Genomic DNA, 14841 nt, shown 5'->3' on the forward strand with positions numbered 1-14841 from the left:
GACCGGGAGACGGGTGATGTTGTCACGCCCTATAGCTGCTCGGTCACGCGCGGCAGATCGTGTTTCCGACATTTCCGGATTTGCTTGCGGCGGGATGCCGCAGCGCGGTTTCGGATCGGAAACGAGAGACCGCAGGGCGCCCGCGAAACGTGGCAGGGGCTAACGCGAGAGCGTGAAGAACAGCCGGCGGAACGGGAACAGAACGGAGCCATCGGCGCGCACCGGATAGGCCCGCGCCATCGCGGCCTCGTAGGCTTCGATCAGCTGCGCGCGCTCGTCGGGCGCCAGCGCCTCGAGGACGGGCCGCGCGAAGGTGCTTTCGGTGAAACGGCGCACGGGGTGGCCGTCGCCCTCGGCGCTCAGGCGCTGGTAATATTCCGTTTCCCACATCCGGAAAGCGCCCAGCGGTGACAGCAATTCCTCGTAGGTCACGGGCGGCAGGATCGCGGGCGTGCCCGCCCGGTCGACGCGGCCGGGGAAGTATTCCTCGGCCAGGCTCAGCCAGACGCGATGCGACGGTGCGTTGTTCTGGTTCGGCAGTTGCACCGCCAGTGTGCCGCCCTGGCCCAGCATCTCTGCCAGTCGCGGCATCAGGGTTGCATGGTCGCCTATCCAGTGCAGCGAGGCATTGGCAAAGACGAGCCCCGGCGCACGCAAGGGGTACCAATCGGAAATGTCGGCCTGCTGCAGCGTATCGTAGCCGGCGGCGTGCCGCGCCTTCTCGAGCATCGCGGGCGAGGAATCCACGCCGATCACCCGGTGGCCCGGCGCGCGGGCCGCCAATGCACCGCCCATCGCGCCGCTTCCGCAGCCCAGGTCGATCACGTCGCCCCCGCCCATGCGTTCCACGGCCGCAAGCAGATCGAGTGCGGGTCGCAAACGTAAATCCCGGAACCTTGCGTAGGCTCCGGGATTCCAATCGTCTCGCGGCGGGCGCTTCACGTCGGTTCGGGTTCCATTCCGCCATCGTCGCGCGGCGGCGACTTCGGCTTGGTTTTCGGGATCGCCGCGACCGACGGTTTTTCTTCGGCCGACTCGGCGGCATCGGCTCCCGAATCAGGGGGCTCGCCACGGATCACACGGTTGATCTCTTCGCCGGTGAGGGTCTCGTATTCGAGCAGGCCCTGCGCCAGGCGCTCCCATTCCTCCTTCTTGTCCATGAGGATGGCGTGGGCGCGCTGGTAGGCCTCGTCGATGAAGCGCTTGACCTCCTGTTCGATCAGCTCCTTGGTGTGCGCCGACACCGACAGGCCGCCAGCGGCGTTGCCCATGTAGCCTTCGTGCGCCTGTTCGTAGTCGACGTTGCCCACCTTGTCCGACATCCCCCAGCGCAGGACCATCGCGCGCGCCAGACCGCTGGCTTGCTGGATATCACCGGCCGGCCCGTTCGAGATGTGCTCGGGGCCGTAATGGATGATCTCGGCGGCCTTGCCGGCCATGGTCATGGCCAGCTTCTGTTCGCACTCGTCCTTGTGCCAGTTCAGACGGTCGATCTCCGGCAGGCTCACCACCATGCCCAGTGCGCCACCGCGCGGGATGATCGTGGCCTTGTAGACCGGGTCGCACTTTTCCAGCTCCATCCCGACGATGGCGTGCCCGGCCTCGTGGTAGGCCGTCTTTTCCTTCTGCTCGGGGGTGAGCACCATCGACCGGCGCTCGGAGCCCATCATGACCTTGTCCTTGGCGGCCTCGAAATCATCCATCGTCACGAAACGGCGGCCGACGCGCGCGGCACCCAGCGCCGCCTCGTTGACAAGGTTGGCAAGATCCGCCCCGGAAAAGCCGGGGGTGCCGCGCGCGACGATGCGCAGGTCCACGTCGGGGCCCAGCGGCGTCTTGCGGGCGTGCACGTTCAGGATCTTCTCGCGGCCCTTGATGTCGGGGTTGGGCACGTTGATCTCGCGGTCGAACCGGCCCGGGCGCAACAGCGCGGGGTCGAGCACGTCCTTGCGGTTGGTGGCGGCCACGATGATCACGCCCTCGTTGGCCTCGAAACCGTCCATCTCGACCAGCAGCTGGTTCAGCGTCTGCTCGCGCTCGTCGTTGCCGCCGCCGTAGCCGGCGCCGCGGGCGCGGCCCACGGCGTCGATCTCGTCGATGAACACGATGCACGGCGCGTTCTTCTTGGCCTGTTCGAACATGTCGCGCACGCGGCTGGCGCCGACGCCCACGAACATCTCGACGAAGTCGGACCCCGAGATGGTGAAGAACGGCACGCCCGCCTCGCCGGCAATGGCGCGCGCAAGAAGCGTCTTGCCGGTGCCCGGCGGGCCGACCAGAAGCGCCCCCTTGGGGATCTGTCCGCCCAGGCGGCTGAACTTCTGGGGGTTGCGCAGGAACTCGACGATCTCCTCGAGCTCCTCCTTGGCCTCGTCGATGCCGGCCACGTCGTCGAAGGTGACACGCCCCTGCTTTTCGGTGAGCATCTTGGCCTTGGACTTGCCGAAGCCCATTGCGCCGCCCTTGCCACCGCCCTGCATGCGGTTCATGAAGTAGATCCAGACACCGATCAGCAGCAGGAACGGTAGAAGCGAGATCAGGAAGGTCTGGAACCCTGACTGCTCCTGGCTTTCGGCATTGACCTCGATGCCCTGGTCGATGAGACGCTGGGTGATCTCGGCGTCTTCGGGCTTGATCGTGGTGTAGTTGTTGCCGTCGGCCCCACGGAAGCGCACGTTCTCGCCGTCCAGGGTCACCTGGCTGACGTTGCCTTCCTCGAGCTGCGTGATGAATTCCGAATAGCTGATACTCTGGCTTTGCAGCGTATTGCCCGACCCGCTGAACAGGTTGAACAGCGCCAGGATCAGCAGGAACAGCACGACCCAGAAGGCGATATTTCTAGCGTTGCCCAAGGAAACTCTCCTCAATTCTCCGGTGGTCCGCATCTATCACGCGGCCCACGGGTTCTAAATAGAGATCATACATCACTCTTCAATGCGATAATAGCTTGCTGAAAAGCGTGTCGGGGGGCCGCTCGAGCGCGGCTTCCCAGCCGTTCGGGCATCCCGCAAGCGGCGCCGCGACGAGTCGTCGCCCGCGCCAGACGGCCGGCGACGCCGTGAGCGAGGCTGCCGGCAGGCCCGTCTCGCGCCAGCCCGGGCACTCCTGCAGGCCCGTGGGCCCCAGCGCCCGGATCTCCACGCCGGTGCTGTCGGGGCCCGTCACCCGCCATCGCCCGTCCCAAAGTGCACCGGGCGCCGCGGAAGTTTCGGCGACCGCGGCATGTTCGCGCGCAATGCGCAACCGGTCGCGCTCCGGCGTGACGAGGGCACCCTGCAGCGTCATCCCCTGCCCGGTGCGCGCCGCATCCAGCAAACGACCCAAGGCCACGCCACGTGCACCGTGGCCCGGGCCGGCGACCCACCTCAGGCCCGCCTGAAGCAACCTGCGGGCAAGTTCGTCATGCAGACGGGCAAGGCCGTCACGTGCAACCAGCATGTCACCGGACTGGAAGGTCACGATATCGTGTGCAGCCTCGCGCAAACAGGCGTAGAGGGCATCCCGCGCGCCGGCCAGGTGATGTGCCACCGCCGACAGCCCGGTGGCCGAGATGCCCAGGGGCGCGAGCTGGTCCAGCACCTGCCGCGCCCGCACCCGCTCGAACGTCGGGTCGGCGTTCGACGGGTCCTCGGTCCAGGCGATGCCGCGGTCGGTCAGCACGCGGCGCAGCGCGGCGCGGGTAATGCGCAATGCGGGGCGGCGGAACGTCACCCCGTGCTCCACCCGGTCGCCCATCGCCGACAGGCCGTCAAGGCCCGCCTCGCGCGCCAGCCGCATCAGCAACGTCTCGGCCTGGTCGTCGGCGGTATGGGCCAGGGCAACATCTGCCAGCCCGCGGCCCCGTGCCCAATCGGCCATCAACCGGTAACGGGCCTCGCGCGCGGCTTCCTGCAGGTTGCCGGTGCCGTCCCAGCCTTCGACCCACGGAAGGGTGTCGTGCGGGATGCCGAGCCGTGCGCAGGTTTCCGCCACCGCCGCCGCCTCCCCGGCGGATTCGGGCCGTAGCCGGTGATCGACCGTCACCGCCCGAAGGGCCGGGCCGCCGTCGGCCGCCCAGTCTGCCAGCAACACGAGCAACGCCACCGAATCGCCGCCGCCCGATACGGCGATCCCCAGCGCGACGGGCGGATCGGGCTGGAAATGCGCCGCGATTTCCGCACGCAACGCGACGGCCGTGTCGTTCACTGGCATCCCAGGTCGCGCATCTCCTGTCGCGCCTTGGGCACGGTCTCGGTCAGGGGAAACCGGTTGCCGATCTCCGCAAGGGTGATGCAGGCCTGTTCTGTCTGGCCCAGGCGCCCCAGCGACCGGCCCAGCCGGAACAGCGCCTCGGGCGCCTGTGGGCCGCTCTGATCGGCGCTGAACAGGTCAAGATAGACCCGCGCCGCCTTCTTCGTTTCACCCATCGCCTCCAGCGCGGCGCCTTCGCCCAGCGCGGCGCGCGCCGTCAGGGGGCCGGCGGGATAGGTGTCGCGGAACTCGCGGAACAGCCGCGCCGCCCTGGCGGTGTCGCCGGCCTCAAGCGCCTCCTGCGCCCGGCGGAAATCGGCCTCTTCGCTCACCGCCATCTGGGGGCTTTCGGCCTCCCCGGTGGTCTCGGCCGGGGCAGTCGCGGATCCTGCCTCGGGCAGGTCGCCACCGCCCAGCGTCGTACCCTGTTCGAGTTCGGCGATGTCGCAGTCGGCCTCCAGTTCGCACAGCCGGAACTCGAGGTCGCCGAGGCGGTTCGTGCCGTCGCGGACGATCCGGTTGATGCGGTGTTCCAGTTCCTCGGTCTTGGCGGTCAGGCGCTGCAATGCACCCTCTATCGCATTCACCCATTCGAGCATCGTGCCCTCGCCCGACGGCTGCGCCACACCCTGCGTCGTGGAAAGTTCACGCTTGAGCTTCCGGATCTCGACGTGCAGCACGGAAAGTTCCTGGCGGATGTCGGCCAGCGTCTGCTGCCTGTCCTGCGCCGCCACCGGGGCGCAAACGGCGACCGCGGCGGCCAGAACGACGCAGGTAACGAGGCGGCGCATCTTGCTCCCCCCGCCGGTCAGCCGGTGGGCGTGACGGAAATCACCGTCACCGCGCGGCGGTTCTTGGCATAGCAGCTTTCGTCGCTGCACACTTCGATCGGGCGCTCCTTGCCGTAACTGACGGTTTTGAGCCGGCTGCCGGCAACGCCGCGGCTGACCAGATATTCGCGCACCGCGTTGGCGCGCCGCGCGCCCAGCGCGAGGTTGTATTCGCGGGTGCCCTGTTCGTCGGCGTGCCCCTCGATCACCGCGCGGTAGTCGGAATTGCTCATCAGCCACTCGGCCTGCGCGTCAAGCGTGTCGCGCGCCTGCGCCGACAGCGTGGACTGGTCGACCGCGAAAAGCACACGGTCTCCGACGGCCTGCTGGAAATAGGCGGGCGAGGCCGGGTCGGACGCGGCCGTGTTGAGGTTCACCGCATCGGCTTCGCCGAAACGCGCCGCGCCGCCGCAGCCGGCCAGCGCCAGTGCCGCGCAGAAAAGAATGGTCTTGCTCGCATAGGTCATGGGTCTGCCCCGTTTATCTGCCGCGCAGTGCGGCCTGCTCTGGATCGTGGCCCCGTGTCTACCACAGCCGGCGGGTCAAGGAAACGCGTCGCGAGACGCGGGTCAGTCATTCAGCGGCGACCAGGCGGGATCGCTCGCGCCCGTCTCGGTGGGCACCTGCTTGAGGTTGCGCCCCGTGATGTCCACCGAGTAAAGGCTCGCCTGCCCGCTGGCGCCCTGGGTTTCGCGGGTGAACATGATGACCCGGCCGTTGGGCGACCATGTCGGCCCCTCGTCGAGGAAGCTCGCGGTCAGCAGGCGTTCCTCGCTTCCGTCGGTGCGCATGACGCCGATGTGGAACCGCCCCTTGGACTGCTTGGTGAACGCCACCAGATCGCCGCGCGGGGACCACACGGGCGTGCCGTAGCGGCCCTGCCCGAAGCTGATCCGCGTCGCCTCGCCGCCCCGAGTGGGCATGATGTAGAGTTGCTGGCTGCCCGAGCGATCGGATTCGAAGACGATGCGTTCCCCGTCGGGGCTGAAGCTTGGCGCGGTCTCGATCGATGGCGCGCGTGTCAGCCGGCGGCGATCACCGGTGCCGATCTCCATGACGTAGATGTCCGTGTTGCCGCCGCGCGTCAGCGAATAGACGACGTGCCGCCCGTCGGGCGCGAAGCGGGGCGCGAAGCTCATCGAACCTTCCTGGCTTTCCAGCGCGCGGCGGTTCATCGTGGCCAGGTCCAGCAGGTAGATACGCGGGAATCCCGTCTTGTAACTGGTATAGAGGATCCGGTCCCCGTCCGGAGAAAACCGCGGCGCCAGGACGATCGAAGACGAATCGCTGAGGTATTCCACGTTGGCCCCGTCGTAATCCATGATCGCCAGACGCTTGGCGCGCGCGTTCTTGGGGCCGGATTCCGCGACGAAGGCAACGCGGCTGTCGAAATAGGCGCCCTCGCCGGTAAGCCGGGTATAGATCTCGTCGGCGACCTTGTGAGCGATGCGCCGCCAGCCCGATTGCGTGCCAGAAAGCTGCAGACCGTCGCCCATTTCCTGCCCGGCGAAAACGTCGAACAGGCGAAAGCGCGCCACCAGCTTGCCCGTGTCATCCACGCTGACCGCGCCGGTCACTAGGGCCTGCGCGTTGATCGCCTTCCAGTCGGCGAACTGGACCGGGCTGGAAAAGCTCGTGATCCGGGCGATGTGCGCCTTCTGCGGGATTTCCCGGAACAACCCGGTGCCCGACAGGTCGGCGGCGATCACGCGGGCCACGTCGCGGCCCATCTGCGCGCCGGTGGCACTGTCGGAGACGAAGTCGGGCACGGCGATGGGCAACGGCTCGATCACGCCCTCGGTGATCTCGATCCGGAGCGGGCCGTCGTCCTGAGCGGCGACCGGCGCCGCCCACAGGCACATTGCGGCAAGGAGGGTCAGGATGCGTGTCATCATTTGCTCCTCATTTTCTCCGGATTGAATGTCATTTCAATGTCTCGCCATCTGGCGTATTTCTCGGCCGGCAGATCGTAGCCGCGCGCGCCGCAGCGTATGATCGCGCGGCGGGCCGCTCCGAAGGCCTGGCGCACCGCGTCGCCGGTGCCGCCACGCGCCTCGATCAGGCGGATCGAGCCCCGGATCGGGCGCGCGTCCTCGGACATGGTCACGCCGACCACGACGGTTGTCCGCAGCGCGTCCGATCCCAGAGAGCCCACGTTCCAGCATTGCCGGACGGCCACCCGAAGCGCATCCTTTTCGCCGCGCGTCATCGGCGGGCCGGACGGTGCCGGCGCCTCCGCTTCGGGCGCGTCGTCCAACGCCTCGGCCAGCGCCTGTTCCACCGCCGCGTCGGTAGCGTCTTCGGCACGGTCGGTCTCCACGGTGTCGCGGGCGGGCCGTCCGGGCCGCTGGCGCGGGCGCAGCGACCGGGACGGGGCGGCACGCGCGGGGTTCTCGGCCTCGGTGACGATCTCGGTCGCCGCCGCCTCGGGGGCGGTGGCCGCCTGCTCCTCGCGCGCGGTCTCGGCATCGGGATCGGGTTGCGTCTCCTCGCGGCGCACCGGGTCCTGCCGGACGTCGCGCTCGGGCCGGGCGACCGGCTCGGGCGCGACACGCGGCGCGGGGCGCGGTTTGGGCCGGTCGGAGGTTTCCGGGACCATCACGGCAACGTCTTCCGACGGCGACGCGAGCGCGGGCGCCTCATCGGCGACATCGGCCGACGCGGGCGGCGTGGGCTCGGCCACCTCGGGCGGCGTGTCCGGGGCCGGATCGCCGGCCCGCGTGGGTTGCTCCTGCTCGGGTGGCGTGTCGGCGGCCGGCGCCAGATCGGGTGCGCTGTCCTGCTCCGGCGCCTGCGGCGACTGCACCCGCGACTGCGCCCGCGCGGGATCCTGCCGCGCGGTCAGCGCGGCGTATTCCTCCGGCGACACGGCCGTGACCTCCGTTACTTCGAAAGGCACCGGCTCGGATTCGAAGGTGCCGCCCACGAGCGACCAGACGATGACCGCCCCGTGCGCCACCCCGGATATGACCTGACCGGTGTTCATGCCGCGCCCGTCAGTTCCGGGTTTCGTCGAGATCCGGGCCGCCGGTATCGGTCACAAGGCCGATGTCGGTGAAACCGCCGCGGTTGAGCGCACCCATCACCTGCACCACCAGCGCATAGGGCACCTCGCCGTCGGCGCGCAAGTAGACGCGCGTGCCCGCGCGCTCGGCGGCGATGGCGCGCAGCTTGCCGACCAGATCGGCGCGCGGCACCTGCGTCTCCTGGATCATGACCAGCCCGTCGCCGGTGATGGTCAGGGTCAGCGGCTCCTCCTGTTCGCCCGGCAGGGCATTCGCCGCGGTCTTGGGCAACTCCACGGGCACGCCCACCGTCATCAGCGGTGCGGCGACCATGAATATGATGAGCAGCACAAGCATGACGTCCACGAAGGGGGTCACGTTGATCTCGGCCATCGGGCGCGTGCGCCCGCCGCGCCGGCGCCGCCGCGTCCCTCCGCCCGTTTTCTGCACCACGCCACCGGCCATCGCGTCAACTGTCGAGCTGGCGGCTGAGCAGGGTTCCGAACTCGTCCGCGAAGGCCTCGTAGCCCGCCACGATGCGGTCGGAATCCGCGCTGAGCTTGTTGTAGAAGATCACCGCCGGGATCGCCGCCAGAAGCCCCAGCCCGGTCGCCAGCAGCGCCTCCGCGATGCCGGGCGCGACCACGGCCAGGTTCGTGTTCTGCTGTTCGGCGATACCGATGAACGAATGCATGATGCCCCACACCGTTCCGAACAGGCCGACGAAGGGCGCGGTCGAACCCACCGTGGCCAGCACGGACAGGCCGCTTTGCAGATCCTCGGACTCCTTGGCGATGGCCACGTCCATGGACCGGTCAATCCGCTGCGCGGCCCCTGGGATGAGCGCGCCGTCGGCGCGATGACTGCGCCGCCATTCCGTCATGCCCGCCGCGAATATGCGCTCGGACCGGCCGTCCGGATCGGGGCCGGTTTCCTCGAACAGCCCGTCCAGCGGCTCTCCCGACCAGAACCGACGGTCGAAGCTGTCGGCCTCTGACCGGGCGCGCCGATAGCTGATGAGTTTCTGTATGATGATGGACCAGGCCCAGAACGAGGCCAGGACCAGAAGGATGATCACGAGTTTCACGACAATCGTGGCGCGCGCGAACAACGCCCACAAGGAAAAATCGATCTCCTGCGCGAGTGCCAGGGTTTCTGCTTCCATATGCCTGCTCTTTGTCCGGTCGGCCTTGTTTGCCCGGCCGTATTGCGCCGCAAACTACCCGATGTCCAAGGCGAAAGCCAACACGAAGGCGTCAGCGACGCCGATTTCAACCGCCTCGGGCCAGCAGCCGGCGGATATTCGCCGGCAGGCGCACCGGCCGACCCGACGCAGCCAGGCAGACGACGGTCACTTCCGCCGCGAACAGCCGGTCCGTCCCGCGCGACACCGTCTGACCCAGGTCGAGCCGCGCACCGCTCAGGCTGCGCAGAAAGGTTTCGACCTGAAGAACCTCGTCGAAATGCGCCGGCGCGAGGTAATCCGCCACGATGCGCCGGACCGCGAAGACAAGACCGTCGCCGTCACGCATCGCCCGCTGGTCCACGCCCAGCCCGCGCACCCAGTCGCTGCGCGCCCGTTCAATGAATTTCAGGTAGTTGGCGTGATAGACGATACCGCCCATGTCGGTATCCTCGTAATGCACGCGCAATTCGAAACGGTGGGTCATGGGCGGCCTCGCACTGCACGTTCGACGCTAGGGCGCGGGCGTCGAGGGTGCAACCGGCGCGCGTCAGCCAAGCGGATACTCCGACAACGCCTCGTAGTCCGGCCCCTGCGGCCCGAGGCGCGAGCGGAAGAGCGTGACGCGATCGGCATCGAACGGGTCGAGCGCGAAGTCTCCGTGCGCCTCAAGGAAGGCGCCCAGCTTGTCCAGTTCGTGGCGCGGCATCGGCTTGGGAAACCGCGCCAGCGTCACGTGCGGGCGGAAGCGTTCGCGCGGCAGCGCGACTTCGGCGGCGCGCACCGCCGTGCGCACCTTTTCGCGCAGCGCGTCCAGCGCCCCGGTCTTCTCCACCCCGGCAAAGACCACCCGGGGGTTCCTGCCACCGAACACGTCAAGCCCGCGGATCCGGATCTCGGCGCCCGAGAGCGCGATCTCGCACAGCCGTTCGTGGACCAGTTCCGCGGTGGCCAGTGACTGGTCGTCGAGAAACGCAAGCGTCACGTGAAGGTTCTCGGGGTCGACGTGGCGGCCCACGCGCAGGTCGCCCTGCAGGCGCCCCAGCGCGGCCCGGACGGCATCCGGCAGCGGAATGGCCAGGAACAGGCGCATCAGGCGGCCGCGCCCGCCTGCCGGGCGAACACGCTGGTCTGGAAGGCCTGTTCCCGGCCCGCCGGCGTGAGATGGGTGTGGCGGCGCGATTCGACGCGGCGGAACAGGCCGGGCGCGTGGCGGTCGATCTCGGCCGCCAGCGCCTCCGGGGCATAGCGGCAAACCGGCAGGCCCGAGCATCGCTCGGGCCCGTCGTCCGCGAAGGTCGCGATCACCGCGCGCCCGCCGGGCCCCAGCGCCCCCGCCATCGCGCGGACATAGGCGGCGCGCTCGCCCGCGTCGGTCAGGAAGTGGAACACCGCCCGGTCGTGCCAGAGCCCGTAGCGGCGCGCGGGCTGCCACCGCGTGACATCCGCCACGACCCAGTCGACCCGCGCCGCGCGCTCCGGACCCAGCCGCGCCTGCGCGCGCTCGAGCGCCGCGGCGGAGATGTCGAGCGCGGTGACGGGCCCGAACCCGCGCGCCAGCAGCGCGTCGATCAGCCGGGCGGTGCCCGCGCCCACGTCGATGGCCGGGGTGGCCGCAGGGGCGTGCCGGTCGATCAGCTCCAGCGACTCGGCCGGGTGGGCCTCGAACCAGCTGAGGTCGTCCTCGGCGCGGTCGGCATAGACCGCGTCCCAGTGGTCGCGGCGGGCCGTCATTGCCGTGTTCCGGCGGTCATCCGCGCGGCCAGTCGCAGCGCGTGGGCCGGGTCCTGCGCGGCCGCCGGCAGGACCGGGTCGTAGGCCGCGCGGATCAGCGCGCCGATCTCGGGGCGCAGGATGGTCCGGCCATCGCCCAGCTGCCCCAGCGGTGATCTGTCGCCGAACGCGGTGTCCGACCACAGAAGGATCGTCTGCGCGGCCTGCGCCAGCGCCAGCGTCTCGGCGGGCACCGCGCCCAGGTGGTCATCCATCCGCAGGAAGACGAAGGCCGCGCGGATCGCGCCCTGCGCGTCGAAGCGGAACACGCGGTACTGGTTGGCATCCGCCGCCTTGAGCCGCCCGACCAGCGGGGCCAGCCCGTCGATCAGCCGGTCGAGGTTGGGCACCTCCGGCAACTCGTCCCAGTCGCGGCAGAAGAAGATCATCAGGTTGGCGCCAAGTTCCGGGTCGGTCTCGGCCATCTTGTGATCGGCAAGGGTGACCACCGCCTCGATCGCGCCCTTGACGGTCTCCAGCGTGGCGGTGTCAACGCCGAAGACGACCGGCACGATGGGGCGCCCCCAGCGCGCGAAGGCGAACTGCCCGTCGGCGCGGGTGAACAGCGCCTCGACCTGTTGGGGGCTGAGCGTCTCGGTCATGGGCGGCCTTCCGGTGTGCGTGACGGATCGGTAGGCGATCGGGTGCGGCACGTCAAACCCGCCGGCCGGTACGCACCGGGCCGTCGCGTGAGTATTTGGGGCAAGATGAAGGGCGCGCGTGGGGGGGGGCGCCGGCTCACTCCTCCGTCGCCCGGGTCTGGACCAGCCCCGAGAACCCGGCGACCGCGAGCAGGACGAGGAACCAGCCCGCGGCGATGTGGCCCCACAGGTAATAGCGGGCCCATGCGGCGGCGCCCGCGTCGGGCACCCAGTAATCCTGCACCTCCAGCTCCACCACTGGCACCAGCGTGTCGAGCGAATAGAGCGCGGCGTTGAACTTCGGATACCCCGCCGCCTCGGGCTGGGCGAGATAGCAGGCCAGCGTCGAGGGGTGATCGCCCCGCCGCGCGCCCCCGTCCGCGCACTGCGCCCATTCCGGCTTGCTGAGGATGAAGGCGTTGTTGGGCTTGAAGCCGCCATCGCCATACGCCGCGCCGAACAGCACCGCGCCAAGCAGCCAGAAGGCCGCGAGCCACCCCAGCGCGCGCAGGGGTTTGTGGCCATAGGCGATGAGGGCGCGCAGCAGCCCGTCGCGCAGGCGCAGAGGGGCCAGCTTGCTCCACGCCTCGGTCACCGCCGATTGCGCGGCGAGGGTTGCGTCGGCCCCGCGCGTCCCCAGTTGCCCCTGCTTCTCCACGACCCGCGCGCGGATGGCGCCCGTGTCCGCGCGAAGCTGTTCGATCTCGTGATTGCGAAGAACTGATGCAGCCATGACCTCATCACGGATAGCCTTGCGGCGCGGGTCACCGGGGTGCTCGAACGCCTCGTCGGCAGCTTTCAGGTCGTTCGCGCATGCCTGTCGGGCGTGATCCGTCTCGGAACTCTCCAACCGCTTGCGCAGCCGCGCGCCGGTCAGGCGGGCCGCGGCGATCTCGCGCTGCACCCGGCGCTGCCGCTCTTCCTTGGCGATCAGCACCTCGCGCGCGTCCTCCGGGTGGCCCATCTCGCGCAGCACCTGTGCGCAGTGTTCCCAGGGCTGCGGCCAGAACTCTTGGCCGAATTTCGCCGGGTCCTGGAGATCCAGCCAGCGGATGCGGTCGCCGGCGTTGATGCCGTGGCCGGTGAAGGCGCCGTAGCGACAACGGTCGAGCACCAGGTCGCCCGGCCCCGGCCAGCAGGCGGGATCGTCGTTGATATGCCCGATCTCCGCCGCCGTCAGGTCGAGCGCGCCCTTGGCATCGGCGCGATTGCCGTTGTCGTCCGGTCGCCAGAAGAACGCCCCCGTGACCCGCGCGCCAGCGGCGTTGAGCGCCCTGCCGCCCGCGTTCTCGAACCGCCCGCCTTCGCAGGCCAGATCGCCACTGATGCGCCCGCCGGGAAGCCGCACCTCGCCCGTGGCCTCCACCCCGCGCAGGAACACGTTGCCCCGCGCCTCCAGCCGGTCGGCGTTGAGCGCCCAGCCGCCCGCATTCTCGAACCGCCCGCCATCGCAGTCGAGATTGCCGCCGATCCGAGCGCCAAGCAGCCGCACCTCGCCCGTGGCCTGCACCCCGCGCAGGAACACGTTGCCCCGCGCCTCCAGCCGGTCGGCGCGCAGGCCGGGGAGGTGCGACCCCTGAAGGTTCAGGGTTTCCAGCTTGGTGCCGCGCAGCACGGGCGGGTCGCGGAACCGGCAGCCCAACAGGCCAAGGTCATGGTCGAGCTTGCATCCCTGGAGGTCGAGGCCCGGCGTTGTCCCGGCCATGATCGGATCTGCCTGCCCGTCGCTGACGACCAGTGCACCGGCGATCCACAGCCCCTTTTCGTGCAGACGCACATCGCCGTCCCCCGGCGCGCCGAGGGCGAGCCAGCGGATCAGCCCGGCACGCACGCGGCGGTCGTCGCCCGCCTCCGGCCCGGGCAGCCCCCCGTCACCCAGCACCGTCACGTGGCCCGTCTCCAGCCCGGCGATGACGGCCTGCTCGGCCGCCGTCAGCGGGCGGAAATCCGCCAGCCGCCTAGCCATCGCCGTCCTCGAACAGGTCGGTCTGCCCCGGCGGGCGGGGCGGCGCGAGCCCGAGGTGCTGCCAGCCGCGCGGGGCCAGCATCCGCCCCCGCGGCGTGCGCTGGATCAGCCCCTGCTGTAGCAGGTAGGGCTCGATCACCTCCTCCAGCGCGTCGCGCGATTCCGACAGCGCGGCGGCCATCGTCTCGATCCCCACCGGGCCGCCCTGGTAGGTTTCCGCGATCAGCGTCAGCACGCGCCGGTCGGCCCCGTCGAGGCCCAGCGCGTCGACACCCAGCCGCGTCAGCGCGCCGTCGGCCAGTTCGCGGGTGATGCGCCCGTCGCCCTCGACCAGCGCGAAATCGGCCACCCGGCGCAGCAGCCGGCCGGCGATGCGCGGGGTGCCGCGCGCACGGCGGGCGATCTCGCGCGCGCCGTCGGGCTCGGCCGGGGTCTTGAGGCGGTGCGCGTTGCGCGTGACGATCTCGTCGAGCTCGGCCTCGGTGTAGAACTGCAGGCGGGTGGGGATGCCGAAGCGGTCGCGCAGCGGCGTGGTCAACAGCCCCAGCCGGGTGGTCGCGCCGACCAGCGTGAAGGGCTGCAGCTCGATCCGCACGGTGCGCGCCGCCGGCCCCTCGCCGATCACCAGGTCGAGCTCGAAATCCTCCATCGCGGGATAAAGCACCTCCTCGACCGCCGGGTTCAGGCGGTGGATCTCGTCGATGAAGAGGACGTCGCGCGCCTCGAGGTTCGTGAGGATCGCCGCGAGGTCGCCCGCCTTGGCCAGCACCGGGCCGGAGGTCGTGCGGAACCCCACGCCCAGCTCGCGCGCCATGATCTGCGCCAGCGTCGTCTTGCCCAGCCCGGGGGGGCCGTGGAACAGCGTGTGGTCCATCGCCTCGCCCCTGCGGCGGGCGGATTCGAGGAAGACGCGCAGGTTGGCCCGCGCCTCGGCCTGGCCGATGAACTCGTCCAGCGCCTGCGGGCGAAGGCCCCGCTCGGCATCCTCGGGCAGCGGGTCGGGGCGCAGGGTGGGGTCTGGCGTGTCCATCGCTTATCCCTTCGGCGCCAGCGCCTTGAGCGCGGCGCGGATCAGCTCCTCGGTGCCGGCGTCGGGGGTGTCGCGGGCGGCTTCGGCCACGGCCGCCGCGGCCTCGCCGGGCGCGTAACCGAGGTTGGCCAGCGCCGACAGCGCCTCGGCCTGCGCGCCGCCGCCGGCCGGGGGCGGCGCGGG

The 14841-nt window shown here is 70.0% G+C and carries 15 protein-coding genes and 1 pseudogene; all 16 read right to left on the reverse strand.

The genetic code is table 11. From position 1 onward, the window contains the following. Positions 1-159: 159 nt before the first annotated feature. The gene (locus tag CEF10_RS07215; RefSeq protein WP_101067455.1) at positions 160-942 is read right to left on the reverse strand and encodes a methyltransferase domain-containing protein; all 783 of its coding nucleotides are present in this window, start codon (positions 940-942) and stop codon (positions 160-162) included. Further along, positions 939-2852 carry an ATP-dependent zinc metalloprotease FtsH gene (gene ftsH, locus CEF10_RS07220; RefSeq protein ID WP_101067456.1) on the reverse strand — a complete coding sequence of 638 codons (1914 nt, stop codon included), beginning with the start codon at positions 2850-2852 and terminating at the stop codon, positions 939-941. The genes CEF10_RS07215 and ftsH overlap by 4 nt, the downstream gene beginning before the upstream one ends. 79 nt (positions 2853-2931) lie before the next feature. Next, positions 2932-4191, reverse strand: coding sequence for a tRNA lysidine(34) synthetase TilS (tilS, locus tag CEF10_RS07225; RefSeq protein WP_101067457.1), 1260 nt, complete (start codon positions 4189-4191; stop codon positions 2932-2934). Beyond that, complete coding sequence (locus CEF10_RS07230; RefSeq protein WP_101067458.1) at positions 4182-5021, reverse strand: tetratricopeptide repeat protein; 840 nt, start codon at positions 5019-5021, stop codon at positions 4182-4184. Before CEF10_RS07230 ends, tilS begins: the two co-directional genes overlap by 10 nt. Before the next feature lie 17 nt (positions 5022-5038). Then, the gene (gene pal / locus CEF10_RS07235; RefSeq protein ID WP_101067459.1) at positions 5039-5527 is read right to left on the reverse strand and encodes a peptidoglycan-associated lipoprotein Pal; all 489 of its coding nucleotides are present in this window, start codon (positions 5525-5527) and stop codon (positions 5039-5041) included. 102 nt (positions 5528-5629) lie between these two features. Continuing rightward, complete coding sequence (tolB, locus tag CEF10_RS07240; protein WP_101067460.1) at positions 5630-6955, reverse strand: Tol-Pal system beta propeller repeat protein TolB; 1326 nt, start codon at positions 6953-6955, stop codon at positions 5630-5632. Continuing rightward, positions 6952-8046 (reverse strand): flagellar biosynthesis protein FlhF, encoded by a 1095-nt coding sequence (locus CEF10_RS07245; protein WP_101067461.1) that lies wholly within the window; start codon positions 8044-8046, stop codon positions 6952-6954. Before CEF10_RS07245 ends, tolB begins: the two co-directional genes overlap by 4 nt. Positions 8047-8056: 10 nt before the next feature. Next, complete coding sequence (gene tolR, locus CEF10_RS07250; RefSeq protein ID WP_101067462.1) at positions 8057-8530, reverse strand: protein TolR; 474 nt, start codon at positions 8528-8530, stop codon at positions 8057-8059. 4 nt (positions 8531-8534) lie between these two features. Then, positions 8535-9230, reverse strand: coding sequence for a protein TolQ (tolQ, locus tag CEF10_RS07255; RefSeq protein ID WP_101067463.1), 696 nt, complete (start codon positions 9228-9230; stop codon positions 8535-8537). A 106-nt stretch (positions 9231-9336) separates the two neighbouring features. Further along, complete coding sequence (ybgC, locus tag CEF10_RS07260) at positions 9337-9735, reverse strand: tol-pal system-associated acyl-CoA thioesterase (RefSeq protein WP_101067464.1); 399 nt, start codon at positions 9733-9735, stop codon at positions 9337-9339. Positions 9736-9798: 63 nt separating this feature from the next. Continuing rightward, positions 9799-10341 (reverse strand): RNA 2',3'-cyclic phosphodiesterase, encoded by a 543-nt coding sequence (gene thpR / locus CEF10_RS07265; protein ID WP_101067465.1) that lies wholly within the window; start codon positions 10339-10341, stop codon positions 9799-9801. Further along, positions 10341-10982 carry a class I SAM-dependent methyltransferase gene (locus CEF10_RS07270; protein ID WP_101067466.1) on the reverse strand — a complete coding sequence of 214 codons (642 nt, stop codon included), beginning with the start codon at positions 10980-10982 and terminating at the stop codon, positions 10341-10343. The genes thpR and CEF10_RS07270 overlap by 1 nt, the downstream gene beginning before the upstream one ends. Further along, positions 10979-11623 (reverse strand): hypothetical protein, encoded by a 645-nt coding sequence (locus tag CEF10_RS07275; protein WP_101067467.1) that lies wholly within the window; start codon positions 11621-11623, stop codon positions 10979-10981. Before CEF10_RS07275 ends, CEF10_RS07270 begins: the two co-directional genes overlap by 4 nt. Before the next feature lie 136 nt (positions 11624-11759). After that, positions 11760-13628 (reverse strand): hypothetical protein, encoded by a 1869-nt coding sequence (locus tag CEF10_RS07280; RefSeq protein WP_101067468.1) that lies wholly within the window; start codon positions 13626-13628, stop codon positions 11760-11762. Then, positions 13621-14658 (reverse strand): Holliday junction branch migration DNA helicase RuvB, encoded by a 1038-nt coding sequence (gene ruvB, locus CEF10_RS07285; RefSeq protein ID WP_101067469.1) that lies wholly within the window; start codon positions 14656-14658, stop codon positions 13621-13623. The genes CEF10_RS07280 and ruvB overlap by 8 nt, the downstream gene beginning before the upstream one ends. A 3-nt stretch (positions 14659-14661) precedes the next feature. After that, positions 14662-14841 (reverse strand): annotated as a pseudogene (locus CEF10_RS07290) (Holliday junction branch migration protein RuvA); the annotation flags it as partial.

Source organism: Roseovarius salinarum, from assembly GCF_002834145.1.
In the GTDB taxonomy this organism is placed as follows: domain Bacteria; phylum Pseudomonadota; class Alphaproteobacteria; order Rhodobacterales; family Rhodobacteraceae; genus Roseovarius; species Roseovarius salinarum.